Source organism: Amycolatopsis sp. NPDC004747 (genome assembly GCF_053601335.1).
Genome location: NZ_JBSGBQ010000034.1, coordinates 75,029 through 98,568 on the forward strand (window position 1 = coordinate 75,029; position 23,540 = coordinate 98,568).

General features: G+C 71.2%; 27 protein-coding genes. 14 read left to right on the plus strand and 13 right to left on the minus strand.

Annotated elements, in window-relative coordinates:
- Nucleotides 1-12: 12 nt before the first annotated feature.
- A complete protein-coding gene (locus tag ACWEGE_RS38125) occupies nucleotides 13-2,922 on the minus strand; it encodes a glycohydrolase toxin TNT-related protein (protein ID WP_449665335.1) in 2,910 nt (969 codons plus the stop codon).
- Nucleotides 2,923-3,151: 229 nt separating this feature from the next.
- Between ACWEGE_RS38125 and ACWEGE_RS38130 the strand changes: the two genes are divergently transcribed.
- Together ACWEGE_RS38130 and ACWEGE_RS38135 are read left to right on the plus strand one after the other, a co-directional pair.
- On the plus strand, nucleotides 3,152-4,009 hold the full coding sequence (locus tag ACWEGE_RS38130) for a bifunctional methylenetetrahydrofolate dehydrogenase/methenyltetrahydrofolate cyclohydrolase (RefSeq protein WP_449665336.1): 858 nt from the start codon (nucleotides 3,152-3,154) through the stop codon (nucleotides 4,007-4,009).
- Nucleotides 4,006-4,329: a DUF3017 domain-containing protein gene (locus ACWEGE_RS38135; RefSeq protein ID WP_449665337.1), complete on the plus strand. Its 324-nt coding sequence runs from the start codon at nucleotides 4,006-4,008 to the stop codon at nucleotides 4,327-4,329. Before ACWEGE_RS38130 ends, ACWEGE_RS38135 begins: the two co-directional genes overlap by 4 nt.
- On the opposite strand, the gene ACWEGE_RS38140 is transcribed toward ACWEGE_RS38135, so the two are convergent.
- Both ACWEGE_RS38140 and ACWEGE_RS38145 read right to left on the minus strand, forming a co-directional pair.
- Nucleotides 4,326-5,510 (minus strand): MFS transporter, encoded by a 1,185-nt coding sequence (locus tag ACWEGE_RS38140; RefSeq protein WP_449665338.1) that lies wholly within the window; start codon nucleotides 5,508-5,510, stop codon nucleotides 4,326-4,328. The two genes, ACWEGE_RS38135 and ACWEGE_RS38140, sit on opposite strands and share 4 nt — an antisense overlap.
- 183 nt (nucleotides 5,511-5,693) lie before the next feature.
- The gene (locus ACWEGE_RS38145) at nucleotides 5,694-6,017 is read right to left on the minus strand and encodes an ArsR/SmtB family transcription factor (protein WP_449665339.1); all 324 of its coding nucleotides are present in this window, start codon (nucleotides 6,015-6,017) and stop codon (nucleotides 5,694-5,696) included.
- Nucleotides 6,018-6,126: 109 nt separating this feature from the next.
- On the opposite strand from ACWEGE_RS38145, the gene ACWEGE_RS38150 reads away from it, so the two are divergent.
- Complete coding sequence (locus ACWEGE_RS38150; RefSeq protein ID WP_449665340.1) at nucleotides 6,127-7,302, plus strand: MFS transporter; 1,176 nt, start codon at nucleotides 6,127-6,129, stop codon at nucleotides 7,300-7,302.
- Here ACWEGE_RS38150 and ACWEGE_RS38155 read toward each other — a convergent pair.
- Complete coding sequence (locus tag ACWEGE_RS38155; protein ID WP_191312265.1) at nucleotides 7,299-7,487, minus strand: DUF1918 domain-containing protein; 189 nt, start codon at nucleotides 7,485-7,487, stop codon at nucleotides 7,299-7,301. The genes ACWEGE_RS38150 and ACWEGE_RS38155 overlap by 4 nt on opposite strands.
- A 197-nt stretch (nucleotides 7,488-7,684) precedes the next feature.
- Between ACWEGE_RS38155 and ACWEGE_RS38160 the strand changes: the two genes are divergently transcribed.
- Both ACWEGE_RS38160 and ACWEGE_RS38165 read left to right on the plus strand, forming a co-directional pair.
- A complete protein-coding gene (locus ACWEGE_RS38160; protein WP_449665341.1) occupies nucleotides 7,685-8,119 on the plus strand; it encodes a TrmH family RNA methyltransferase in 435 nt (144 codons plus the stop codon).
- Nucleotides 8,116-8,676, plus strand: a complete 561-nt coding sequence (locus ACWEGE_RS38165) for a hypothetical protein (protein ID WP_449665342.1) — start codon at nucleotides 8,116-8,118, stop codon at nucleotides 8,674-8,676. Before ACWEGE_RS38160 ends, ACWEGE_RS38165 begins: the two co-directional genes overlap by 4 nt.
- Here the strand turns inward: ACWEGE_RS38165 and ACWEGE_RS38170 are convergent.
- Nucleotides 8,673-9,254, minus strand: a complete 582-nt coding sequence (locus ACWEGE_RS38170) for an HhH-GPD-type base excision DNA repair protein (protein ID WP_449665343.1) — start codon at nucleotides 9,252-9,254, stop codon at nucleotides 8,673-8,675. The genes ACWEGE_RS38165 and ACWEGE_RS38170 overlap by 4 nt on opposite strands.
- Before the next feature lie 200 nt (nucleotides 9,255-9,454).
- Between ACWEGE_RS38170 and ACWEGE_RS38175 the strand changes: the two genes are divergently transcribed.
- Complete coding sequence (locus ACWEGE_RS38175; RefSeq protein WP_449665344.1) at nucleotides 9,455-11,707, plus strand: nSTAND3 domain-containing NTPase; 2,253 nt, start codon at nucleotides 9,455-9,457, stop codon at nucleotides 11,705-11,707.
- A gap of 17 nt (nucleotides 11,708-11,724) precedes the next feature.
- Here ACWEGE_RS38175 and ACWEGE_RS38180 read toward each other — a convergent pair whose 3' ends face one another.
- Together ACWEGE_RS38180 and ACWEGE_RS38185 are read right to left on the minus strand one after the other, a co-directional pair.
- The gene (locus tag ACWEGE_RS38180; protein WP_449665345.1) at nucleotides 11,725-12,219 is read right to left on the minus strand and encodes a DUF2165 domain-containing protein; all 495 of its coding nucleotides are present in this window, start codon (nucleotides 12,217-12,219) and stop codon (nucleotides 11,725-11,727) included.
- Nucleotides 12,220-12,240: 21 nt separating this feature from the next.
- Nucleotides 12,241-13,017 (minus strand): AraC family transcriptional regulator, encoded by a 777-nt coding sequence (locus ACWEGE_RS38185; RefSeq protein WP_449665346.1) that lies wholly within the window; start codon nucleotides 13,015-13,017, stop codon nucleotides 12,241-12,243.
- A 50-nt stretch (nucleotides 13,018-13,067) separates the two neighbouring features.
- Here ACWEGE_RS38185 and ACWEGE_RS38190 point away from each other — a divergent pair, with 50 nt between their 5' ends.
- Entirely contained in the window at nucleotides 13,068-13,481 is a 414-nt protein-coding gene (locus tag ACWEGE_RS38190) for a DUF2000 family protein (RefSeq protein WP_449665347.1), read from the plus strand.
- A gap of 85 nt (nucleotides 13,482-13,566) precedes the next feature.
- The gene (locus ACWEGE_RS38195; RefSeq protein ID WP_449665348.1) at nucleotides 13,567-14,076 is read left to right on the plus strand and encodes a hypothetical protein; all 510 of its coding nucleotides are present in this window, start codon (nucleotides 13,567-13,569) and stop codon (nucleotides 14,074-14,076) included.
- A 1-nt stretch (nucleotide 14,077) separates the two neighbouring features.
- Here the strand turns inward: ACWEGE_RS38195 and ACWEGE_RS38200 are convergent, their stop codons facing one another.
- From ACWEGE_RS38200 to ACWEGE_RS38210, 3 genes are read right to left on the minus strand one after another with little or no spacing between them, the layout of a single operon-like run.
- A complete protein-coding gene (locus tag ACWEGE_RS38200; protein WP_449665349.1) occupies nucleotides 14,078-14,692 on the minus strand; it encodes a class I SAM-dependent methyltransferase in 615 nt (204 codons plus the stop codon).
- A 10-nt stretch (nucleotides 14,693-14,702) separates the two neighbouring features.
- A complete protein-coding gene (locus ACWEGE_RS38205; RefSeq protein ID WP_449665350.1) occupies nucleotides 14,703-15,083 on the minus strand; it encodes a DUF2203 domain-containing protein in 381 nt (126 codons plus the stop codon).
- 25 nt (nucleotides 15,084-15,108) lie between these two features.
- Nucleotides 15,109-15,630: a hypothetical protein gene (locus ACWEGE_RS38210; protein WP_449665351.1), complete on the minus strand. Its 522-nt coding sequence runs from the start codon at nucleotides 15,628-15,630 to the stop codon at nucleotides 15,109-15,111.
- A 257-nt stretch (nucleotides 15,631-15,887) separates the two neighbouring features.
- On the opposite strand from ACWEGE_RS38210, the gene ACWEGE_RS38215 reads away from it, so the two are divergent.
- Both ACWEGE_RS38215 and ACWEGE_RS38220 read left to right on the plus strand, forming a co-directional pair.
- Nucleotides 15,888-17,111 carry an NADP-dependent isocitrate dehydrogenase gene (locus ACWEGE_RS38215; RefSeq protein WP_449665352.1) on the plus strand — a complete coding sequence of 408 codons (1,224 nt, stop codon included), beginning with the start codon at nucleotides 15,888-15,890 and terminating at the stop codon, nucleotides 17,109-17,111.
- 181 nt (nucleotides 17,112-17,292) lie between these two features.
- Nucleotides 17,293-17,589 carry an SH3 domain-containing protein gene (locus ACWEGE_RS38220; protein ID WP_449665353.1) on the plus strand — a complete coding sequence of 99 codons (297 nt, stop codon included), beginning with the start codon at nucleotides 17,293-17,295 and terminating at the stop codon, nucleotides 17,587-17,589.
- A 4-nt stretch (nucleotides 17,590-17,593) separates the two neighbouring features.
- Here the strand turns inward: ACWEGE_RS38220 and ACWEGE_RS38225 are convergent, their stop codons facing one another.
- The 3 genes from ACWEGE_RS38225 to ACWEGE_RS38235 form a co-directional block, all read right to left on the minus strand.
- A complete protein-coding gene (locus ACWEGE_RS38225) occupies nucleotides 17,594-18,142 on the minus strand; it encodes a permease (RefSeq protein WP_449665354.1) in 549 nt (182 codons plus the stop codon).
- Nucleotides 18,143-18,221: 79 nt separating this feature from the next.
- Nucleotides 18,222-18,803 carry a TetR/AcrR family transcriptional regulator gene (locus ACWEGE_RS38230; RefSeq protein WP_449665355.1) on the minus strand — a complete coding sequence of 194 codons (582 nt, stop codon included), beginning with the start codon at nucleotides 18,801-18,803 and terminating at the stop codon, nucleotides 18,222-18,224.
- A gap of 774 nt (nucleotides 18,804-19,577) precedes the next feature.
- Complete coding sequence (locus ACWEGE_RS38235) at nucleotides 19,578-20,336, minus strand: MBL fold metallo-hydrolase (RefSeq protein ID WP_449665356.1); 759 nt, start codon at nucleotides 20,334-20,336, stop codon at nucleotides 19,578-19,580.
- A 60-nt stretch (nucleotides 20,337-20,396) separates the two neighbouring features.
- On the opposite strand from ACWEGE_RS38235, the gene ACWEGE_RS38240 reads away from it, so the two are divergent.
- From ACWEGE_RS38240 to ACWEGE_RS38255, 4 genes are all read left to right on the plus strand, one after another.
- The gene (locus ACWEGE_RS38240) at nucleotides 20,397-21,209 is read left to right on the plus strand and encodes an exodeoxyribonuclease III (RefSeq protein ID WP_449665357.1); all 813 of its coding nucleotides are present in this window, start codon (nucleotides 20,397-20,399) and stop codon (nucleotides 21,207-21,209) included.
- Nucleotides 21,210-21,508: 299 nt separating this feature from the next.
- Entirely contained in the window at nucleotides 21,509-21,859 is a 351-nt protein-coding gene (locus ACWEGE_RS38245; protein WP_449665358.1) for a hypothetical protein, read from the plus strand.
- A 46-nt stretch (nucleotides 21,860-21,905) separates the two neighbouring features.
- Entirely contained in the window at nucleotides 21,906-22,940 is a 1,035-nt protein-coding gene (gene trpS / locus ACWEGE_RS38250) for a tryptophan--tRNA ligase (protein WP_449665359.1), read from the plus strand.
- On the plus strand, nucleotides 22,937-23,437 hold the full coding sequence (locus ACWEGE_RS38255) for an AAA family ATPase (protein WP_449665360.1): 501 nt from the start codon (nucleotides 22,937-22,939) through the stop codon (nucleotides 23,435-23,437). The genes trpS and ACWEGE_RS38255 overlap by 4 nt, the downstream gene beginning before the upstream one ends.
- The last annotated feature ends 103 nt before the right edge of the window (nucleotides 23,438-23,540 follow it).

A 23,540-nucleotide genomic window follows, 5' to 3' on the forward strand; every position in this document is an offset into this window, starting at 1 on the left:
CCTTCGCGGTCGTCAGTCGATCGGGGGTTCGCCCGGGTCGAGCTCGATCAGGTCACCCTCGGCCAGCAGCTCTTCGATCGACGCCGGCAGCAGGTACGCCGACCCGCCGCCGGGCTGGTTGAACCACGGGATCGCGACGCCGGCCAGCGTCTCCAGCGGCCGCTGCACCCGGTAGACGTGGTACGGGCGGTTGACCCACTCCGGCACCAGCGACCGCTCGGCGAACGGCGTGCCTGCCGCGTACGTCAGGTTGCCGTTCGGGCCGCCGAAGCGGTCCAGCTCGCTGCCCGCGGGCAGCTCGCGCAGCTCCTTGCCGCGGAACAGCGTCAGCGGCGGCTCGCCGGCGAGCGGGCCGATCGGCCACTGCTGCTGGCCACCGCCCCCGCCGCCGTTGACGGCCGGGCGGGCGGGTTCCTCCCGGCGCGGCGGCGCGGGCGGGCCCCCCGGAGCGGGCGGCGGCACCGGCGGGACACCCGGCGGCACCGGGGCCAGCACGGTCGGCGCCGACGGCGGCTCGCGCCGGGGCGGTGCGTGCGGCGGGCCGGCCTGCCGGTCCATCGGCGGCGGCCCGGCCGGGACCGGCGCGGGCTGGCGCGGCGGGGCCGGCGGTTCGTCGTCCTCGAGGTCGCCGAAGAGCTCCTCGGCGCTGGTGAACGCCGTCTGCTCCTGCGGCGGGACCGGCTCGGGCTTGCGGACCGGGTACGAGCCGGTCGCGACCTCGGGCGACAGCGTCGCGACGACCCGCTGCGGCACCGGTTCCGGCTCGGGCTCGGGTTCCGGCTCCGGCGCGGGCGGCTCCGCCGGGGGCACGTGGCCCTCCGGGTTGAGCAGCAGCTTGCCGAGCATGAACGCGGCCGCGTCCTCGGCGTCGCCGAACACCGCGGGGTTGCTGAGCTTGCCGTCGTACCAGCCGACGCGCCAGCCGTCTTCGACCTCTTCGACGCTCCACCCGTGCTCGGCGGGTTCGCCCAGCTTGTAGCCGCTCTCCGGGACCTCGAGCTCGTCGAGCTTGGCCTGCAGACCGGCGAGCACCGGGTGGTCCGGGGTCTCGCGCCGCAGCGCCCGGCGGCCCGGACGCGGGGCAGCGGGCGGCTCGGCCTGGGCCGCGGGCTGGGGCGACGGCTCCGGCACCGGCAGCACGCCGGGCACCTCGGGCTGGGTGATCATGGTCGGCGGACCGGGGTCGAACGCGGCCTGCTCACGCCGGGGCGGCTGGAACTGGGGCTCGTCGTCCGGCCGGCCGGGGGCCTGGAAGGCGTGTTCGTCGTCGTGCCTCGGTGGCTGGAAGGCCGCGTGCGACGGCTCTTCGTCGTGGCGCGGCGGCTGGAAGGCGTGAGCCGGCTCGTCGTCGTGGCCCTGCGGCTGGCCCGGCTCGAAGGCCGCGTGGGCCTGTTCGTCCGGCTGGCCCGGCTGTAAGGCGTGCTCGTCCTCGTGCGACGGCGGCTGGAAGGCCGCGTGCTCGTCGGGGCGCGGGGGCCGGCCGGCCTGGAGGGCGTGCGCCGGCTCGTCCGCCTGGCCGGTGTCGAAGGCGTGTCCCGCCTCGTCGTCCGGCCCGGCCGGACCGGAGTCGAACGCCGCGTGTTCCTCTTCGCGGGGCTCCGCCGGGTGTTCCTCGGGGGCCGGCCCGGGCTGGAACGCGGTGTGCTGGTCTTCGTGACGCGGGAAGGGCTCGCCGTCGCGCGGCTGCTGCTCCTGCCCGATCGGCTGGTCGGGGACGTACTCCGCGGTCTCCTCGAGGTCGGGCACCCGGCCCGGCTCCGGCGAGGTGCCGTTCGTTCCCCCGGCGTGCTCGTACTCCTGCTCGCCGTACTGGTGGTCCTCTTCGGCGAAGCGGTCGTCGAACTCCTGCTCGTCGTAGCCCTCTTCGACGTACTCGTGCTCTTCGGCCGGAGCCTCCGGTTCGGCCGGGGCGTGCGCCTCCACCGGCGCGGGCGGCTCTTGGGGCGGCGGCGCGACCGGCGGCGGCGCCACCGGCGGGGGCGCGACCGGCGGCGGACCCACGGGCGCCTGCTGCTGGGGCGGGCCCTGCGGCGGCATGCCCTGCGGCGGCGGCCCCTGGGGCGGCGGCCCGGCGGGGCGCTGCTGCTGCGGCGGCGGCTGGTTCCCCCGGGTGAGGTACGCGGCGGCGGCCTGCAGCGTCGGCTCGTCCACCGGCGGCAGGGTGAAGCCGACCGCGCGAACGTGCTCGACCAGGTCCGGTTCGGGCGAAACGCCGTACTTGTGGAGGTAGAAGTTGACCGCGGCGGGCCAGATCCACTGGCCGTCGCTGTGGAAGGCGACCGGGACGGTCGCCTCCGGCGTCGCCGCCAGCCGGTCGATGTCGTAGCCGCGCTCGGGCACCACCAGCGGCGCGTGCTCCAGGTACTCCAGCAGGCGGTCCTGCTCGTCGACCTCGAGGTCGGGGCGGTTGATCACCGGGCGGCCCGCCGGGCCGACGGTGTCGAAGATCCGGGCGATCCGGAAGTGCGGCCCCGGCTGCTCCGGGCCGAGCCCGGACATCCGCCGGATCAGCCACTCGGGCACGTTCTCCTCGGTGCGCGGGAACATCCGCAGCTCGTCGGAGTAGGCCTGCGGCGGCGGCGCGAGGTTCCACACCGGTTCGTCGCGGTTGTACTCGAGGTTGTAACTGGACGGGTGGTCGAGCTGGTAGCGCGCGTTGAACCACGTTCCACGGCCGTCGCGGTACATGCCGCCGCGGAGCCTGCCGAAGAGCGTGGCGATGTCGTGGGTGGCGAGCCACTCGTGCACCGTTCCGTCCTCGGTGACGATCTCGCCGGTCAGCTCGTGGTACCTGCCGACGGCTCGGTACTCCGCGGTGACCTTGCGCCAGTCGCGCGGGGCGGCACGGAGCAGGGCAAGTCCGATCTGCTTGACCAGGGTGTCCTGCTCGGTCGCGTTCAGCTGCGTCGTCGGTTGTGCCACGGGGACATTTTGACTGCTCGCGCGCGCGAGTGCACCCCGCATGTGGGTTTTGCCGCCCGGCCACCCGGTGGCACCGCACCTGACCTCGGGCGATGCGACGTGCGGTAGGTCACAGCTTGATCGCGGGCACCGTCGTGATTGGACCGTGTGGGGTAGTCGCCAGTCTACGGGCTGCGACCACCCGCGCCTGGAAGCGACGCGCGGGGGTCGCTTTGCCAGAATGGGGCACGTGACGGCGAAGATTCTCGACGGCAAGGCCACCAAGAACGCCATTTTCGCGGAGCTCGAGCCCCGCGTCGCGGCCCTCGCCGCGAAGGGGGTGACGCCCGGCCTCGGCACCGTCCTGGTCGGCGACGACCCGGGGTCGCACTCGTACGTGCGGATGAAGCACGCCGACAGCGGCAAGATCGGGATCAACTCGATCCGCCGCGACCTGCCCGCCGACATCACCCAGGAGAAGCTGGAAGCCGTCATCGACGAGCTGAACGCCGACCCGGCCTGCCACGGCTACATCGTCCAGCTGCCGCTGCCGAAGCACCTCGACGCGAACCGCGTCCTGGAGCGGATCGACCCGGAGAAGGACGCCGACGGCCTCGCGCCGGTCAGCCTCGGCCGGCTCGTGCTCGGCCAGCGGGGCGCGCTGCCGTGCACGCCGTACGGGATCATCGAGCTGCTCAAGCGCCACGGCGTCGAGCTGAACGGCGCGCGCGTCACGGTGGTCGGCCGCGGCATCACCGTCGGCCGCACGCTGGGCCTGCTGCTGACCCGCCGCAGCGAGAACGCCACCGTGACGCTGTGCCACACCGGCACCCGTGACCTGGCCGCGGAGGTCCGCCGCGCCGACGTCGTGGTCGCCGCGGCCGGCGTGCCGGGGATCATCACGCCGGACATGGTGGCGCCGGGCGCCGCGGTGCTCGACGTCGGCGTGTCCCATGTGGACGGCAAGCTCACCGGCGACGTCCACCCGGGCGTGGCCGAGGTCGCCGGCTGGATCTCGCCGAACCCGGGCGGGGTGGGGCCGATGACCCGGGCGATGCTCGTCAGCAACGTGGTCGAAGCGGCGGAACGCTCGGTTCAGGGCCGATGACGATGACCGAGGACCGGCGGGACGTCCACGACCGCCGGGGCGGCCCGGGCCGGTTCGCCCAGCTGCCGTTCGCGGTGGTCCTGCTGGTGGTGGCCGTCGCCGCGCTGCGGATCTTCCAGTACCACTGGCGGGAGGGCGCGGCGCTGATCGGCGCCGCGCTCCTGCTCGCCGCGGTGTTGCGGGCGGCGCTGCCGACGGCCAGGGCGGGCCTGCTGGCCATCCGCGGCAAGCTCGTGGACGTCGTGACGTTCACGAGCCTGGCCGCGGCGGTGCTGTACGTCGCCCTGACGATCATCGGCGGCCCGCTCGGGTCTTCTTAGGACGCCAGGGCGAGTTCGCGGCGTTCGGCCTTCGCTTCGCGGCGGTCCAAAGTGCCCGAAACGATCGCCAGCGTGAGCCCGAAGACCGCGAGGAGGGCGCCGACCCAGTTCGGGGCGACCAGGCCGAGCCCGCCCGCGATCACCAGCCCGCCGAGGTAGGCCCCGATCGAGTTGGCGATGTTGAACGCGGACTGGACGGCGGCCGACACCAGGGACGGTGTGCCGCCCGCCTTCTCCATGATCCGCGCCTGCATCATCGGGCCGATCATGAACCCGGCGACGCCGACGAAGAAGATCGTGATCGCCGCGCCGATCTTGCCCTGCGCGGTGATGGTGAAGATGCCCAGCACCGACGCCAGCGCCAGCAGTGCGATGTAGAGGCTCGGCATCAGCGCGCGGTCGGCCAGCCGGCCGCCGAGCAGGTTGCCGATCGTCATGCCGACCCCGGCCAGCGACAGCAGCAGGGTGACGTTCGACGGCGAGTAGCCGGCGACGTCGGTCAGCATCGGCGTGATGTAGGACAGGCAGGCGAACACGCCGCCGAGCCCGAACGTGACGATCGCCAGCGCCAGGTGCACCTGCGGGCGCTTGAACGCGCCGAGCTCGTTCCGCAGCGAAGCGTCGGCCGAAGGCTTGCCCTGGTGCGGGACGAGCCTGGCGATGGCCGCGATGGCGACCAGCCCGATCACGGCGACGACGCCGAAGGTGGCGCGCCAGCCGACCTGTTGGCCGAGCAGCGTGCCCAGCGGCACGCCGATGACGTTCGCCAGGGTCAGGCCGAGGAACATCAGCGACACGGCCTTGGCGCGGTCGCCCTGGCCGACGAGGCTGGAGGCGACGACCGCGCCTGCGCCGAAGAACGCGCCGTGGGGCAGGCCGGCCAGGAACCGGAACGCGACGCCGAACTCCTGGTTCGGCGACAGCGCGAAGAGGGCGTTGCCCAGCGTGAACAGGCCCATCATGGCCAGCAGCATGGTCTTGCGCGGCAGCCGGACGGCGACCGCGGTGAGCAGCGGGGCGCCGACGACGACGCCCAGTGCGTAAGCGGAGATGAGGTGGCCGGCGGTCGGGATGTCGACGCCGAAGTCGGCGGCCGCCTGGGGCAGCACGCCCATCATGACGAACTCGGTGGTCCCGATGCCGAAAGCTCCGATGGCGAGCGCGAGCAGCGCGACGGGCACGGCACTCCTTCCAGGGTGGGTAAACGATTACCGAGCCGATCTCTGGATCGGTTCAGTAAGGGGGCATCAAAAAAGGCAGCCGTTCGGCCCCAGCGCCGTGAGCTGCCTACGCCCAGTCCAACAAGCGAGGGGGGTCGTTGTCATCCCGATATCGGGTGACGATCCACACCACAGGCGCCGTGCTCAGCGCTCGGCGGCCAGGACGCCGTTCAGCAGGCCCGGGAACAGGGCGTCAAGATCGTTGCGGCGCAACGAGTTGAACCGGGTGGTGCCTTCCTGGCGCCCGGCGACGACGCCGGCCTGGCGCAGGATGCTCAGGTGGTGGGTGATTGTGGACTTCGTCACCGGCACGGTCAGCGCGCCGCACGCGACCTCGTGCCCGGTGGTCGCCAGCTGCCGGACGATGGCCAGCCGCACCGGGTCGGCGAGGGCGCGCAGCACCCCTTCGACGGTGATCTCCTCCCGGGTCGGGTGCACGATCGGGGGCAGGGTGTCGGACTTGGCCATGGACGCATTGTACGACGCCGGTCGAAATTTGGTGGCGGGTCGTAGTACGGTGACTGTCGAACTACGACGTTCATCGAACTTATCCCTGCTTCGCTTGGGGGCCCAGCCCATGTCCGCACCTGCTCCGTCGAGGATCTCGGTCCTCGCCTTCGGCGCCTTCGGCGTCGGGACCAGCGGTTACATCGTCGCCGGGCTGCTGCCCGCGCTGACCGGAGAGCTGCACGTCTCGGCCACGGCCGCGGCGCAGCTCGTGACCGCTTTCGCCATCGCGTACGCGGTCGGCTCGCCGCTGTTCGCCGCCGCCACCGGCACCTGGGAACGCCGCACGCTGCTGGTCGCGGCGCTCGCCGTCACCGGTGCCGGCAACCTGTTCGCCGCGCTCGCGCCCGGCTACGGCTCCCTGCTCGTCGCCCGGGTGGTGACCGCGGTCGGCGCCGCGGTGTTCACGCCCGCGGCGAGCGCCGTGGCGGCCGAGCTGACCGTGCCGGAACGCCGGGGCCGGGCGGTCGCGATGGTGTTCGGCGGCCTGACCGTCGCGCTCATCTTCGGCGTCCCCTTGGGCAGTCTCATCTCGCAGCACCTCGGCTACCGGACGGCGTTCGCGCTGGTCGCCGCGTTCTCGCTGGTGAGCGCCCTGGCGGTGCGGTTCGCCCTGCCCACGGTCGCCGCGCCGCCGCGGGTGGGCCTCGCCGAGCGGTTCGCCGCGGGCCGCGACCCGCGCGTGCTCGTCATGCTGGCCGTGACGGTGCTCGGCTGCCTGGCCGCGTTCATGGTCTACACGTTCGTGTCGCCGCTGCTGGCCGCGACGGCGGGCGTGCACGGCACGACGGTGACGATCCTGCTCTTCTGCTACGGCGTCGGCGGCGCGATCGGCAACTTCGCGGGCGGCCGGGCGACCGACCGGTTCGGCTCGCGGGCACCGCTGCTGGTGGTGATCGCGGCGATCACCGTGGTGATGGCCCTGCTGCCGATCGCCACGGTGACGCCGGTCGCGGCCGGGATCTCGCTGTTCGTCTGGGGGCTGGCGACCTGGTCGTTCAACCCGCCGGTGCAGCACCGCCTGATCGAGCTGTCACCGGGCCACGCCGGGCTGGTGCTCTCGCTCAACGCGTCCGCGATCTACCTCGGCGTCGGCCTGTCCGGCGTGGTCGGCGGAGCGGTGCTCGCTTCGGGCGGCCCGCTGCTGCTGCCCGAGGTCGCGGCCGCGCTCACCCTCGTCGCGCTGCTGCTGGTGGGCTCGGCGTGGGGGCGGGTCCGCGAGCCTCGGGAACAGGTCGCCGTCTAGTCGGCGTGGGCCTGGACTTCGCAGTCGGGTCCGGGGTAGACGAGCCCTTCGTGCCCGTCGGCGAACCGCACCAGGTAGGGCGGGGCGCCGTCGGGGCCACGGACTTCGAGGATCTCGCCGCGCTGCTCGGCCGCTCCGACGGTCCGGCCGTGCACCTGGATTTCGTCTCCTACTCCTGCGTGCATGGGCTTCACCTCCGTGTCCAGGGTAGGAGCGGAAACTCGTCCCGTGGACCCCGCGAACGGGTTAGAATCCCGGGCATGATCAGCGAATTCGGAGGCGCCGCGCCTCGGCGCCGGTGAGTCCTTCGGTCCGGGTCCGCACGCCTCGAGAGCTGCGGAAGTCCCGGCGGAGCAACGCACATTCCTGTTGGGGTCACCTGGTGGCCGCCCCGCTGTGGCCGCTGCACGGCGCGAACCTCGGCACGCTCCTGCGCACCTGTGACGCCGTCGGAGCGTGCCTCGCGGTGCCGCGGTTCCCGTGGGTGCCCGAAGCGCTGCGGAGGGGGAACACGTTGCGGCGTCCGGCTTGCGTGCACTGGGTGCACGACCCACCGGCCTGGCTGGCCCGCGAGCGAGCGGCGGGCACGAAGGTGGTCGGCGTCGAGCTGGCCGAGGAGGCTGTGCGGCTGGCGGACCTGCCCGCTGCTCATGGCCGCACGATCGCGGTGCTGGGGCACGAGCAGACCGGGATCCCGCCGGAGGTGCTCGACCTGCTGGACAGCGTGGTCGAGATCCCGATGGTCGGGATCGGGGCCAGCCTGAACGTCGCGGTGGCGGGGAGCCTGGTGCTGTACAAGCTGGCCGGGCTGCTGTGACGAGTCTCGAATGGACGGTGGCGGAGAACGCGGCCTGGTGCGATCTGGTGTGCGGCGGGGAGTTCGGCCCGCGGGCGTGGACTTCGCCGTCCCGCACACCGGAGTACTACCCGGACGCGGTGACGTTGACTCCGGAGGCCACCGCCGCCGACATCCTCCCGTTCGTCGACGGCTCCGCGGGGTGTTCGGTCAAGGACAGCTTCGCGACCCTGGACCTGCCGGGCTTCTCGGTGCTGTTCGAGGCGACGTGGCTCGCGTGCGGGCCGGGTGTCCCCGAGCCGGGCTGGCGCCGGGTGACCGGCCACGGCTTCCCGCTCGACGCGTCGGTGGCGGTGCTCTCCCGCGGCCCGACGCAGGTCGTCGCCCACCGCGGCGAGGGCGTGGTCGGGTTGTCCAACTTCTCGGGCGCTGCGGACGCCTGGCCGGGCGCGGTCGCGGCGGTGGCGTCAGCGTTCCCGGGCTTGCCGGTGGTCGGCTACGAGCACGGCGAGGCGCTGCGGATCGCACTGGACCACGGCGCTTCGGCGCTCGGCCCGCTGCGCGTCTGGGTGCGTTAGCCCGACTTGGCCGCGGCCTTGGCGGCCTTCTTGAAGGCGCGGACCTCGGCGAGCGTTTCGGCGCTCGTGACGTCGGCGATCGACCGGCGCGAGCCGCGGTCGCCGTACGCGCCGGCCGCTTCGCGCCAGCCCTTCGGCTGGACGCCGCGCTGCTTTCCGAGCAGGGCCAGGAAGATCTTGGCCTTCTGCTCCCCGAACCCGGGCAGGGCCTTCAGCCGCTTCAGGACTTCGGGACCGTCCGGCTTCGGGCGCCCGTCGAGCCACATGCCCTCGGTGCGGCCGTCGTAGTGCTCGATGATGTGCTGCGCGAGAGCGTGGACGCGGCGGGCCATCGATCCCCCGTACCGGTGAATGGCCGGCGGCACCACACAGAGCTCGACGAACTCCTCGACGTCGGTCGCGGCGATCTTCGCCAGGGAGAAGCCGTCCATCCGGTCGGCGATCTTCCGCGGGCCCATGAAGGCGTGCTCCATCGGGAACTGCTGGTCGAGGAGCATGCCGACGAGGAGGGCGAACGGGTCGTCGTTCAGCAGCTTGTCGGCCGCCGGGTCGCCGGTCAGGTGCAGTTCGCGCAGCATGCCGTCATCTTGACACACGAGAGCGGCCTCGCGGGCGGAGCAGCTACGCGGCGCTCGCGAATACGTTCGATCAGGCGTTTCCACTCGTACGGCGCGAATCTGATGACGTTTTGTCGCGTAGGGCGTTCGAGCCGGAACGGCGTAGCCCGGAAACCGGCGAACCGGCAGCCGGTGCCACAACGGGAAGATATGGTCCGGAGGTGGATGGATTCGATCTCGGGCGGTTGACCGACTTCGACTTCGAGGAGCTCTGCAAGGACCTCTTCGAAGTCGTCCTCGGGTGCCCGCTGGAAATCTTCGCCCGTGGTCGCGACGGCGGAATCGACCTCCGGTACATCGCTCCGGCCGCGGCGGACAAGACGGTCATCCAGTGCAAGCACTGGGCCAAGTCGGGACGTGACGCCCTCGTCAGGCATCTCCGGAACGTGGAACTCCCCAAAGTCGAGCGGCTCGCGCCGGATCGCTACCTCATCGCCACAACCGTGGACCTCACCGTAGGCGCGAAGGACGAGATCGCCGGGATCTTTCCGGGTTTCGTGCAGACTCCCGGGGACATCTTCGGGGCGCACGAGATCGTCGCCCTGCTCCGGAAGCACCCGGAGATCGTGCGCCGGCACGTCCGGCTCTGGCTCGCCGGCAGCGCCGTACTCGGTTCGCTGCTGAACCGGGACGTCCTGCTCCGCTCCCGGGCGCTCGCGCTCGACATCGATGAGAGCCTGCGGCTTTTCGCACCCCATCCAGGCCTTGCCCAGGCCCGCCGATTGCTGGACCAGCAGCACAGCTGCCTCATCGCCGGGCCGCCCGGAGCCGGCAAGACCACCCTGGCCCACGTCCTCCTCGCGGAGCACCAGGCCGCAGGCTTCACGATCGTCGAGGCCACCAACCGGCTGGACGACGTCCACCGCATGTGGGACGACGAGGAGAAGCAGATCTTCTTCGTAGACGACTTCGTCGGTCAGACCACGCTGGACGAAGGCGCTGCGCGGCGGGCGAATCAGGAGCTACCCCGGTTGCTGCGCATGGTGAAGAGTTCACCGGCCAAGCGCCTTGTGCTCACCTGCCGGAACTACCTCGCCAAGCAAGCGCGGGAACACCACGAGCGGTTGGATGCCCGCGGCCTCGATCCGTACGAGTGCACCGTGGACGCGGCGGCTTTGCCGCCTGATATCCGCGCGGAAATCTTCTACAACCACGTCTACTTCTCCGGCCTGGGCCCGGAGCAGCGGGCGCAGCTGGCGGAGCCGGCGGTCTACCGGGCGATCATTCACCACCGCAACTACAGCCCGCGGCTGCTGGAGCACGCGATCGCCGAGGTCGTTGAGCTCCCGCCCGGCGAATCCGGCAACGTCGCACAAGCCGTTCTCCAGAACTTCGAAAACCCGGGTCACCTGTGGGAAAGGCTGATCGAAGAGGTACTCGACGCGGACGGGCTGGCCCTGGTCCTCACGCTCTACACGGCCAACCGGTCCGCCGACCACGACCGGCTACGCGAGGCCTGGCGCGCACACCTCGGCCTGGACGCGACCTCCGACGCCGACCGCCGGTTCCGCCGGACACTTCGGCGCCTCGAACCGGTGATCGCCAAGGTCAGTGAAGACTCGAACGGACGTCGGGTCGGGTTCAGCAACCCTTCGGTCGTCGACTTCCTCCACGGCCATCTGGCCGCACACCCGGACCTCCTCGTGGCGTTGTGCGACTCGGCGGTGTTTCTGGACCAGCTTCTGACCGTCTGGGCGGCGGCGACCCAGTGGAGCCGCCCCGCTCTCCGCGCCGCCGTGATCGATCGTGGTGAACACTTTCGTGACGCGGTCGTGCGAATCCAGGAACCGGACCCTGTCCTCGGCGAGTATCGCACCGACCACGAGGCTGCCGAGGTCGAGTTCGTCGTCGCGCTCGCGAAGTTCGGCGCGTCGGCTGGGCTCGTCGACCTGGGAGATGCGCTGCTCACCGAACTCGGGGAGTCGTCGTGGCCCAGCGCGACCGCGCTCGACCAAATGACGGTCAACGTCGCGGAGTCGTCCGTGCCGGCTTGGCGGAAGCACGCGGGGAAGCTTGCGGAATGGACGTTCTCGGCCACGCTTGCCGAAACCCACGACTGGAAAGACCTATCACGATTGCAGGCGGTCATGGACGACCTCGCACAGCTGAGCCCGGAATTCGCCAAAGCGGCGGCGGAAGAGTTCGCGGCCCGGAAACTCGAGCTGGCCGTCGACGAGCTGGCATGGTGGGCAGAGCATGACCGCAGCATCCAAATCGACGATGGTGATCTCGAGGAGATCCTGGATTTCCTCGAGACCGAAGACCACGGTCTCGACGACGAGTACGAACGTGCGCGCGAGTATCTGGAGAGCGAGCCGGAAATCCGTGACGGCTCGCCGGAGCAACCGCCGCTTGTGCCCGTGGAACAGCCTCATCGGACCGATTCGATGTTCTCGACCTTCCGTGAAAAGTAAGCACAACGGCCGTCTTCCTATGTGCGCTGCTTCTCCGGTAGGTGCGCGATGACCAGCGCGACCGTCGCGATCAGGAAGTTCTGCAGCGCCGGCTGCAGGCCGTTCCACTTCTCCGACTGCCACATCTGGAACCACTCGCCGCCGATGGCGAGGAAGCCGACGCCGAACAGCAGTACCCACATCACCCAGCCGAGGGTCGACAGGCGCCGGGCCGCCTCACTCCCGCGGAGCCACGCCGCGAACGCCGCGATCAGGACCAGGGCCGTCAGCGTCTCCCACGCGATGATCACCACGTACGCCGCGTTCTGCAGGGCCGGGCTGGTGATCGCGCGCCACATCATGTCCGGGGAGCGGAACGTCGTGTCCATCGCGAGCACGTGTTGCACGAACGCCTGGTTCGTGCCGTAGTCGGTGATGTTGCCGAACGCGATCAGCGTCATCTGGAGCGCGGTCATGGCGGTGAGGACGACGACCGCGAACCGCAGGCCGCCGAGCCTGGCGAGGAACCCCATGTCCGGATCGTAACGGCGCCGTCACCGGGTTTTCGCGTAGCGCGAGGGCGTCGTGCCGAGGTACCGCTTGAAGTGCCGGGTCAGGTGGGCCTGGTCGGCGAACCCGGCCGCCGTCGCGACTTCGGCCGCCGGGGTGCCGTCGAGCAGCAGGCGGCGGGCCCGGTCGACCCGGCGGCCGGTCAGGTAGCGGTGCGGCGGCAGGCCGAACCGCGCCCCGAAGCAGCGGACGAGGTACGCCGGGTGGGCGCCGAGCGTCTCGCCCGCTTCGGCCAGCGTCAGCGCGTCCGGCAGGCGCGCGTCCAGGAGGTCGCGGAGGTCGTCGGCGAGGCCGCGCTTGGGCTCGTGCACCGCCGGTTTCCCGAGGTGGGTGCGCAGCCGGTCGGCGACGAGGACCAGGCGGCTCTCGGCCTCGAGCGCGTCGCCGGGTTCGGCGAGGGCCTCGTGGAGCTGGTGGATGCGGGTGCGCAGGAGGCCGTCGGCGAGGCTCGGCCGGTCGACCGCCGCGCCGATCAGGTCCTCGCCCAGCACCGGCGTGTCCAGGTACAGCACGCGCTTGCGGAAGCCGTGGCTGGTCGCGGCGCGGCCGTCGTGGGCGACGTTCGGCGGCAGCAGCGTCACCGCCGGGCCGAGTGCGCCGTGGTGGTGGCGGTCGAGGTCGTAGCGGATGACACCGTCGTCGACGATCAGCAGCGTCCACGTGTCGTGCGTGTGCAGCGGGTAGGCGTGCGTGGTGAAGCGCGCGTGGAAGACCTCGGCGATCCCCGGGACCGCCGGCCGCCAAGCCGCGACGTCCGCCATGTCAAGAACGTACAAGACGCGGGCGTCGCGCCCGGGCGAGTCTGACCGGCATGAGTTCCTTCGACACGAAGATCGCCGTCCTGCTCCGCGACGACCTGGCGTCCTGGCAGCGGCTGAACGTCACCGCGTTCCTGGTGAGCGGCATCGCCCACGTGACCCCCGAGCTGATGGGCGAGCCGTACGCCGACGCCGACGGCACCGAGTACCTCCCGATGTTCGGCCAGCCGGTGCTGGTCTTCTCGGGCCCGGCGGACGTCCTGACCGCGGCCCACGGCCGGGCACTGGGCCGCGGCCTGCGGTTCTCGATCTTCACCGACGAGCTGTTCCACACCGGCAACGACGCCGACAACCGGGCGGCGGTCCGCGAGGTGCCGGGGGAGAAGCTGACGCTGGCCGGGCTGGCCGTGCACGGGCCGAAGAACGCCGTCGACAAGATCCTCAAGGGGGCTTCGCTGCACCACTGAGTAGAACTGCTCTATCCCCCGATCGGGTGGCACTGCCAGCATGATCGGCAGTGCCGCGGAGGGCGGCTCGAACTGGGGAGGTTCCGTGAATTCACTTCGTCGTGCGTGCGTGGTCCTGACGGCGGCGGCCGGGCTGGGCTTGGCCCTCGTGCCGGTCGCCTCGGCGGACCCGGTGCAGACGGTGGACTACACCTCGGAGGAAGGCGCCTGGCCGCTGCAGGGCAGCGCCCACTACGCGGCGCCGGGCGACGAGATCGCCGTCTTCGAGTCCACCAGCGGCAGACTCTGGATCGACGTCTCGTCGGGGCTGAAGTACCTGACCGTCGAGCTGAGCGCACCGGCGGGGGAGACCCTGCACACCGGCACGTACACCGGCGCGCGGTTCCGCGGGCAGAGCGACGAGGCGCAGGCCACGCCGGGGATCTTCGTCTACACCATGGGCAACGTCTGCAGTGAGGTGTACGCCGACTTCACGATCGACCGGCTGGACAAGGACGCCGACGGCCGCACGACCGACGCCGACCTGACCTTCGTCCAGCACTGCGGCAGCCCGGACGGCCCGGCGACCCGCGGCGAGGTGCACTTCCACGCCTGAGTCACGGCGCGGTCGCGTGCACCAGGAAGACGCTCCGGACCCGGTCCCCGGCGTCGACGCTGAAGGTGCGCGCGGAAGCGTCCACGAATCCCGCCGACGAGGCCAGCGCCGCGGCGTCGGCCTCGTCGGGCGGGTACGACAGGTCGGCCGGCACGAACTCGGCGAACGGCCCGGTCCGCTTGAACCGGGCTCCCACGATCGAGAACGCCAGCCGGCCGCCGGGCCGCAGCACGCGGAGCCAGTCGGCGAAGGCCGCCGCCCCCAGGAAGTGCAGTGCGGACGCGCACACCACCACGTCGGCCGAGTGGTCCTCGGCCGGCATCGGCACGGCCGGCCCGACCCGCCACTCGATCCGGCCGTCCGGGTCCTGCGTGGGCGCCTTCGCTTCGGCCCGCGCGACCATGGCCGGCGACACGTCGACAGCCAGCACCCGCGCCGGCTGCAGCTTCAGCGCCGCGTACGCCGCGAAACCGGTCCCCGTGGCGACGTCCAGCACGAGGTCCGGACCGGGCGGCAGCGGCTCGACCAGCGCGGAGGCCACCGAGGCGTGGAAGGTGTCGTCGTCGTAGTGCTCGGCTGTGCCGTCGAAGAACGCGGCCCGGGATTCGTCGCTCACGAACCCCAACCTAGCGAGCGCCACCAGGGATTTTCAGCGGGCGACGGCCCGCGAAACCGAGGTCGGTGCGGTGGTACCAGCCCAGCTCGTCGTCGCCTTCGAGCCAGCACAGGAGCACGTCGGTGCCGTCCAGCTCGGCCGGGAAGTCGACCAGCAGCGGCGCGAACCCCTTGAGCTCGGCGCCGGTGTGCTGCACCGTCGTCATCAGGTCGTCGAGGCGGGCCTGCGCGGCCTTCCACTCGGGCAGCCCGCCCAGCTCGGTGGTCCGGCCGCCCGGTCGCAGCGACGCCGCGAGCTCGGCGGCGTCGGCGCGGACGCGCACGAGCTCGTCGAGGACCGGCCGCAGGCGTGCCAGTTCGTCGCGAGCCTCCGCGACGGTGAACAGTCCCATCGCCCGATGATGCCACCGGCCCGCGTCAGCCCTCGCGCCGCCGCCGCACCAGCGCGTTGGCCAGTCCGCTGCCGACCAGCAGGAAGCCCACGCCGAGCAGGCCGCCGATGAAGAGGAAGTCCATGACGCCGTACGCGATGTCGCTCTTCGGCATCAGGTTGACCAGCCGGAACCCCCATTCGGGCACCGCCATCGCGGCGACGCCGGGCAGCACGCCGTAGATCAGGCCGCCGAGGATCGGGCCGACCGCCGACAGCGCGCCGAGCGCGGCGACGATCAGCAGCAGGATCGCCCCGCCGGCCAGCAGCGCGATGCCGAGCGGGTCGCGGTTGGTGCTCAGCGTGGCCTGGATCAGCTGCTGCTGGCGCAGCCCGCCCCAGCTGAGCAGCCCCAGGGCGACCGGCGTGAGCACGAGCCCGCCGAGCGCGCTGACGACGTGCGCGGCACCGCGGCGCGGCCGCTCGTCGAGCACCTCACCGGTGTCGCCGGAGTCCGGGTAGTCGTTCTCGTAGTCGCCTTCGTAGTCGGCGTACCGATGGGTCGACATGGCCGTCACCTCCCGCATGATGGATTCACGGGTGGCATCGTGCCCTGGTTCAGGCCCGAAAGCGATGGTCGCTCGGCGAGCGGTCGGATCGGCTGACCGGCGGGTTCGTGCCCGGTGATCCGTGCCACAAAGCGCGGGTGGAGACTTGATGCCGACCACTACTGGAACCATCCAGCTCCGTCAAGCAGTACGCTTGTACCGCTACCGGCGAGACTTAAAGAAGAACGCGAAGATCCGCGGAAGGAGCACCGCTGCTCATGGCCAAGATCAAGGTCCAGGGCACCGTCGTCGAACTCGACGGCGATGAGATGACCCGCATCATCTGGCAGTTCATCAAGGACAAGCTGATCCACCCGTACCTGGACGTGAACCTGGACTACTACGACCTGGGCATCGAGGAGCGGGACCGCACCGACGACCAGGTCACCATCGACTCCGCGAACGCCATCAAGAAGCACGGCGTCGGCGTCAAGTGCGCCACGATCACGCCGGACGAGGCGCGGGTCGAGGAGTTCGGCCTCAAGAAGATGTGGCTGTCCCCGAACGGGACCATCCGCAACATCCTCGGCGGGGTCATCTTCCGCGAGCCGATCGTCATCCAGAACATCCCGCGGCTGGTGCCGACCTGGACGAAGCCGATCATCATCGGCCGCCACGCCCACGGCGACCAGTACAAGGCCACCAACTTCAAGGTGCCCGGCCCGGGCAAGCTGACCGTGACCTACACCCCGGACGACGGCTCCGAGCCGATGGAGTTCCAGGTCGCGCAGTTCCCCGAGGGCGGCGGCGTCGCCATGGGGATGTACAACTTCAAGAAGTCGATCGAGGACTTCGCGCGCGCGTCCCTGCAGTACGGCCTGGACCGCGGCCTGCCGGTCTACCTCTCCACCAAGAACACCATCCTCAAGGCCTACGACGGCCAGTTCAAGGACGTGTTCGAGGAGATCTTCCAGAACGAGTTCAAGGCCGACTTCGACGCCAAGGGCATTTCCTACGAGCACCGCCTGATCGACGACATGGTCGCCGCGGCGATGAAGTGGGAGGGCGGCTACGTCTGGGCGTGCAAGAACTACGACGGTGACGTCCAGTCCGACACGGTCGCGCAGGGCTTCGGCTCGCTCGGCCTGATGACGTCGGTGCTGCGCACGCCGGACGGCCGGACCGTCGAGGCCGAGGCCGCGCACGGCACGGTGACCCGGCACTACCGCCAGCACCAGCAGGGCAAGCCGACCTCGACGAACCCGATCGCGTCGATCTACGCCTGGACGCGCGGCCTCGAGCACCGCGGCAAGCTGGACGGCAACCAGGAGCTGATCGGCTTCGCGAACAAGCTGGAGCAGGTCGTCGTCGAGACCGTCGAGAGCGGCCAGATGACGAAGGACCTCGCGCTGCTGATCAGCAAGGACCAGCCGTGGCAGACGACCGAGGAGTTCCTCGCGACGCTGGACGACAACCTGGCGAAGAAGATCGCCCAGGGCTGAGGTTTTCCTCGTGGAGGCCCCCTTCCCGGTTCGCCGGGGAGGGGGCCTTTCGCGTGATCACGCGGTGTCACCTCGCGGTGGAACGCTGGCGCCTCCGGGTGGTTGCTGCGTCCGGCGCTGCCGTCCGGGTAAAGGATTGCCTACCCTTGGCGTGGGGACGGGCTCGTGGGATGGAGGAAGCATGTCGAAGAAGACTCTGCTCATCTTGGGCGCGCTCGTCCTGGTCGTCATCGTGTACGCCATGAACACGGGCAAGCAGGCGTCGGGGGCATCGGCCACCGGCTGCACGGTGACCGTGACCGCGGACGTCCTGAACGCCCGTGAGGCGGCGGACGGCAACGCGAAGGTCGTCGGCAAGTACCTGCGGGACGCCCAGTTCGACGCGCTGCCGGGCGTGCAGAACGGCTTCCGCAAGGTGGCCGACAACAAGTGGGTGGCGGCCGAGTTCACCCAGCCCGTCGCCGGCTCCGCCTGCTGAGCTTTCAGAGGCCGATCAGGTCGGCCGCGAGCGTGACGACGCCGAAGGCCGCCGCCGACAGGCCGAGCGTCCTGGCGCGGTTCGGGTCCCGTTTGGCGGCGGCGCGCCAGTAGAGGCCGATGCCGACCGCCAGCATGAGCAGCTCGACGACGGCCGAGACGGTGGGCAGCCGCCAGAGCCCGAAGCCGAAGACGGGCAGATCGCCGGCGTTGCCGGGCAGGATCGGCAGGTCGGCGCGGTGCACGACGAGGTCGAGCAGCCAGTGCGAGAACACGACACCGCCGAGGACGAGCCCGGCCTGCCGGCCGAGCCGGTACGCGGCGACCGCGCCGAAGAGGGCGGCGAGCACGAGCGCGCCGACGAGGGAGTGCGTGTAGTCGGCGTGGATGACACCGCCGCCGTAGCCCTCGCCGTCGATCGTCTCGATGCCGCTCAGGTAGAGCGGAACGAAGACGACGTCGAGCCAGGCGGTGGCGAGCATGAGCGTCCAGACGGGGATCGCGGGGCGGCCCGCCTTGACGGCGGCGGCCAGCCCGAAGTGCCCGGCGATCATCTGCGGGCCTCCGTCCAGGGGAAACGGGCGTCGAGCACACCGAGCCCGACGGTGAAGAGGAGGACGGCGAGTATGAAGGTCATTTCTCTGCTTTCCGCGCGTAAATCGTGAGGCCTTGGACGAGCATGTTCTTCAGGACTTCGAAGCTCTTGTCGACGTCTTCCGGACGGCCGAACCCGCCGGACGCTTCGAGCCCGGCAAACCCCTGGACGGCGGCGCGCAGGCACCGCGTGCCGTGCACGGCCTGGGCGTGGTCGAAGCCGAAGGGGCGGAGAACGGCGAAGACGACCTCGGCAACGGCGTGCGTGGCCCGGCTGAGTTCGACGTCGGTTTCGTCGGGTGCGGTGACGAGCGCGTGGCTGCGGTGCGGGTGGCGCCGCAGGTAGGCGCGATAGGCGTCGGCGATGGCGCCGATCGCGTCGCCACCCTCGCGGCCGGTGGCGGCGGTCCGGAGGGTTTCGCCCATTTCCGTGACGACCCGGAGGTCGATCAGCCGCCGCAGGCCGGCGAGGTTCTTGACGTGCTTGTAGAGCGAGGGCGCGGCCACCCCGGCGCGCTCGGCGACCTTGGCGAGGGTGAGCCCGCCGGGACCGAGTTCGTCGACGAGGCTGATGGCGAGGTCCACCACCGCTTCGGTGGTGAGCCCGACCCTAGGTGACATTGTGGCTACTTGGCATAGCTTTAAAGCTAATGCTCGTAGCTTTCGGGGTCAAGGGCCGGTTTTTGTCGGTGGTGGGTGCTAGAACTGATCGCAGTGAAAACCGCAGGTGACGGCGTTGGGCCGCACCGGGAAGGAGGCAACGTCCGGGGGCGGGCGACAACTGAATCTCGGCATGGGGCGGTGGTGTCCGTGGGGTCTCCAGGGGGAGTCTCGCGGGCTGGAGCCGGGGTTGGTCGGGGCACGGCGGTTCGGTGGGGATCGGGCCGGGGGACCGTGCTTGGGCTGGATCCGCGGTGGGCCTGGTGCCGGGGAGGTGCTCCGGGCCGGGGGCCGCGCTCCGATGGGGGTCGGGGCGCGTTCTCCGGCGGGCCGGGTGCTGCGGTGCGTGGTGCCCTGCCGGTGGGACGGGGAGGGGCCTGCCGGGCGCCACGGACTTCGCGGTGCGGGACCGTCTCCGGGCCAGTGGCTGTGGGGGTTTGGCTCGGGCCGACTGGGCAGTGGGCTACCTCGAGCAGTGCGCTTGCGCCGAGTTGAGGCGGCTTCGGGCTGCGCGCCACGTCGGGCAGCGCGCCCGCGGCGAGCGGGCTTGGCTCGGGGTGGCCGGGCGGCAAACTGCATCGAGCAGTGCGCTCGCGCCGAGCGGAGTCGGCTCCGGGCGGTGCGCCGTGCCGAGCAGTGCACCCGCGCCGAGCGGTGCGAAGCCTTCCGGGCGCGCGGAGCCAGTCCGTGCCCGGCGGGGGCGTGCCGCGGGCCCGCGCCGCGCCCCGGAGAGCGTCAGAGCTCGATCGCGAGGTCCTCCTCCGCGACCAGCACCTCACCGCCGAACTCCGTGCGGGCCTCCGCGGCGGCCTCCTCGCGGTTCGTGCCCGGCCAGAAGTGGGTGAGCAGGAGCCGGCGGGCGCCCGCCCTCTCCGCCCAGTGGCCCGCCTCCGCCGCCGTCATCAGGTAGCGGGGCTCGCCCTCCGGTGGTGGGGTGCGGAGGGTGGCGTCGCAGATGAACAGGTCCGCGTCGCGGGCGAGCTCGGCCAGCCTTGGCGACGGTCCCGTGTCACCGGTGTACGCCACCGTCAGCCCGGGGGCCGCGAGGCGGACGCCGAAGTTCGGCTGGTGGTGGGGCAGCTCGTACGGCGTCAACCCGAACGGCCCGACCTCGGCCGGCTCCGCGAGGTCGCGCACCTCGAACAGCGTCTCCGGGTGCGGCCGGGGCTCCATCGCCTCGAGCCGACGGAGCGTGCCGGGTGTGCAGTGCAGCGGCAGCCGTTCCGAGGGCGCGTCCGCCTGGACCGTGTAGTGCCACGCACGCCCCAGTGCGCTGACGTCCGCGCAGTGGTCGGGGTGCTCGTGCGTCACCACCACCGCGTCGGGCAACCCGTCGCGGCAGTGCGTGAACAAGCGTGGCGCGGTGCCGTACCCGAGGTCGAGCACGACGCGGAAACCGTTGTGCGTCAGCAGGAATCCGGCGCACGCGCGGCCGGGCTCCGGCCACGCGCCGCAACTGCCCAGCACGACCACCCGGCTCCCCGCTTCGCCCATGCGCGGCAGTGTGGCAGAGCAACCGACGGCCGCGGTACCTCGGCCGGTAGCGTGCTGCGGGTGCTGACCGTCTCCACCGTGAACGTCAACGGCCTCCGCGCCGCCGCCAAAAAGGGCTTCGTCGAATGGCTTGCCGCCACGAAGGCCGATGTCGTCGCCTGCCAGGAGGTGCGGGCCGAAGCCAGTCAGCTGCCCGCCGCCGTCGTCGAACCCGACGGGTGGTTCGCGGTGCACGCTCCATCGTCGGTCAAGGGGCGCAACGGTGTTGCCGTCTACAGCCGCGTCGAGCCCGAAGAAGTCCGCGTCGGCTTCGGCGAGCCCGAGTTCGAGGACAGCGGGCGGTACCTCGAAGTGCACCTGCCGAACGTCGTCGTGGCGAGCCTCTACCTGCCCAGTGGGGACGTCGGCACCGAACGGCAGGACGAAAAGGAACGCTTCATGGCCGCGTTCCTGCCCTACCTCGTCGAGCTGCGGGCGAAGGCCGCCGCGGCCGGGCGGGAGGCCGTCGTCGTCGGGGACTGGAACATCGCCTACGACACCGTCGACCTCAAGAACTGGCGCGGCAACCGCAAGAACTCCGGCTTCCTGCCCGAAGAACGCGCCTGGCTCGGCCGCGTCTACACCGAGGCCGGCTACACCGACGTCCAGCGCCGCCTCGACCCCGAAGGCCCCGGCCCGTACACCTGGTGGTCCTACCGCGGCCAGGCCTTCGACAACGACTCCGGCTGGCGCATCGACTGCCAGCTCGCCACGCCCGGGCTGGCCGAGAAGGTCGTCGACGTCGTCGTCGAACGGGCCGCCGCCTACGACCAGCGCTGGTCCGACCACGCGCCGGTCACCGCGACCTACGACATCGACTACCCCGGTCGGTAAGACCACGATTGGGTGAACCGAACGAACCGGATCGAATGGGTGACACGCGATCGTGCACTCTTCGGGCACACTCCACCGCGGGCGGTAACCGATTCCCCCGAACGGGTGGCTAAAGTGAACCCTGGGGGCGCCCGGGGCGTATTACGGATTGAGCGCTACCCTCGAAATCCGAGTTGATCAGAACCGGCAGGTCTTGACACGCTCGGTAGTTTTCTGACCAGTAGCACGCAACGTCTCACTCGGATGGGTGAGCGTTACTCGCGGGAGGCACTCCGGTGCGCAACCCAGGTCGAACCCTGTTGCGGTCCACCCTGCGCGGATTCCGCGCGGCCGTGGTGCTCGCGCTCGTCCCGGCCGGCCTGTTCGTGGCCGGCGGTAGCGCGTTCGCCGCCGTCACGACGACAGCGCAGGCCGACACCAGCGTGGAGGCCTTCGGCGTGCTCGGCCCCGTCGGGCTGGTCGCGGTCGCGCTCGGCATCGTCGGCATGACGCTCGGTGTGCTGCGGCAGCGACGCAAGACCCGCCTGGCCGAGGCCGCCCCCGCCGTGCCGGAGGTCCCCGATCCGGTCACGGCGATGGCCGAAGCCGTCCTCGGTGAGCCCGACGCGACGCCGACCCGCCCGTTCCTCACCCAGCGCCCGAACGCCTGAGGGCCCTCGGCGCCCGCCGCTCGCCCCGGCCTGGAAGAATCCTGGCGTGTCCGAAGAACAGACCGTCGCAGCAGAGCGCCGCCCGCGGGTCCTGTCCGGGATCCAGCCCACCGCCGACTCGTTCCACCTCGGCAACTACCTCGGTGCGCTGCGCCAGTGGGTGCGGCTGCAGGACACGCACGAAACGTTCTACAGCGTGGTCGACCTGCACGCGATCACCGTCGAGCAGGACCCGAAGGTGCTGCGGCAGCGCACCCGCGTCTCCGCCGCCCAGCTGCTCGCCATCGGCATCGACCCCCAGCGCAGCGCCCTGTTCGTGCAGAGCCACGTCCCGGAGCACGCCCAGCTGAGCTGGGTGCTGGAGTGCCAGACCGGCTTCGGCGAGGCCGGCCGGATGACGCAGTTCAAGGACAAGTCGGCGAAGCAGGGCTCCGACCGCTCCAGCGTCGGCCTGTTCACCTACCCGGTCCTGCAGGCCGCGGACATCCTGCTGTACCAGGCGGACGCCGTGCCGGTCGGCGAGGACCAGCGCCAGCACCTGGAGCTGACGCGCGACCTCGCGCAGCGCTTCAACAACCGGCTGGGCAAGACGTTCGTGGTGCCGGAGCCGTACATCATCAAGGACACGGCGAAGATCTACGACCTGCAGGAACCGACGGCCAAGATGAGCAAGTCGGCGTCGAACGTCAACGGCATCATCGAGCTGCTCGAGGACCCGAAGCGCTCGGCGAAGAAGATCCGCTCGGCGGTCACCGACACCGGCCGCGAGGTCAGGTTCGACGTGGAGAACAAGGCGGGCGTGTCGAACCTGCTGACGATCTACTCGGCCCTGACCGACCGCACGATCCCGGACCTCGAAGCGGCGTACGAGGGCAAGGGCTACGGCGACCTGAAGAAGGATCTCGGCGAGGTCTTCGTCGAGTGGGTGACCCCGATCCAGGAGCGCGCGAAGTCCTATTTGGACGATGTGGCGGAGCTGGACAAGGTGCTCGCGGTGGGCGCCGAGCGCGCCCGCGAGGTGGCGTCGAAGACGCTGGCCAAGACCTACCAGCGGATCGGGTTCCTGCCGCCGGTCCGGTGAGGCTGATCCTGCTCAACGGCCCGCCGGGCAGCGGCAAGTCGACGCTCGCCCGGCGCTACGCCGAGGACCACCCGCCGGCGTTGGCCCTGGACGTGGACCGGATCCGCGCCATGCTGGGCGGCTGGCGCGGGTCCCCGGGCGAAGCCGGCCTGCTGGCCAGGGAGATCGCCTTGGCGGCGGCGCGGACCCACCTCGCCGCGGGCCATGACGTGGTGGTGCCGCAGCTGGTGGCCCGGCCGGGATTCCCGGAACGCCTCGAGGACGTGGCGAGCGAATGCGGAGCGACCTTCCACGAGCTGGTGCTCCTGCCGGGCCGCGACGTCGCTCGCCGCCGCTTCACCGCGCGCGGTTCGTCGGAGATCGAGGCCGTGGCGCCGCTGACCGAGCGGGAACTGGACCAGGCGTATACCGCGGTCGCCGGGTTCGCGGCAAGCCGCGGGGCGCCGGCGCTCACCGCGGCGGACGCCTACCCCGCTTTGCTGGCTGCCCTCCGGTGACAGCGGCACCCCCGTTACCGTTTTCGTAGTTCCTGATCAAGGAGCTGTGGTCACCAGGCCCGGCATGACTTGCGCCCCCAGTCGAACCCATGATCCGGGGGGT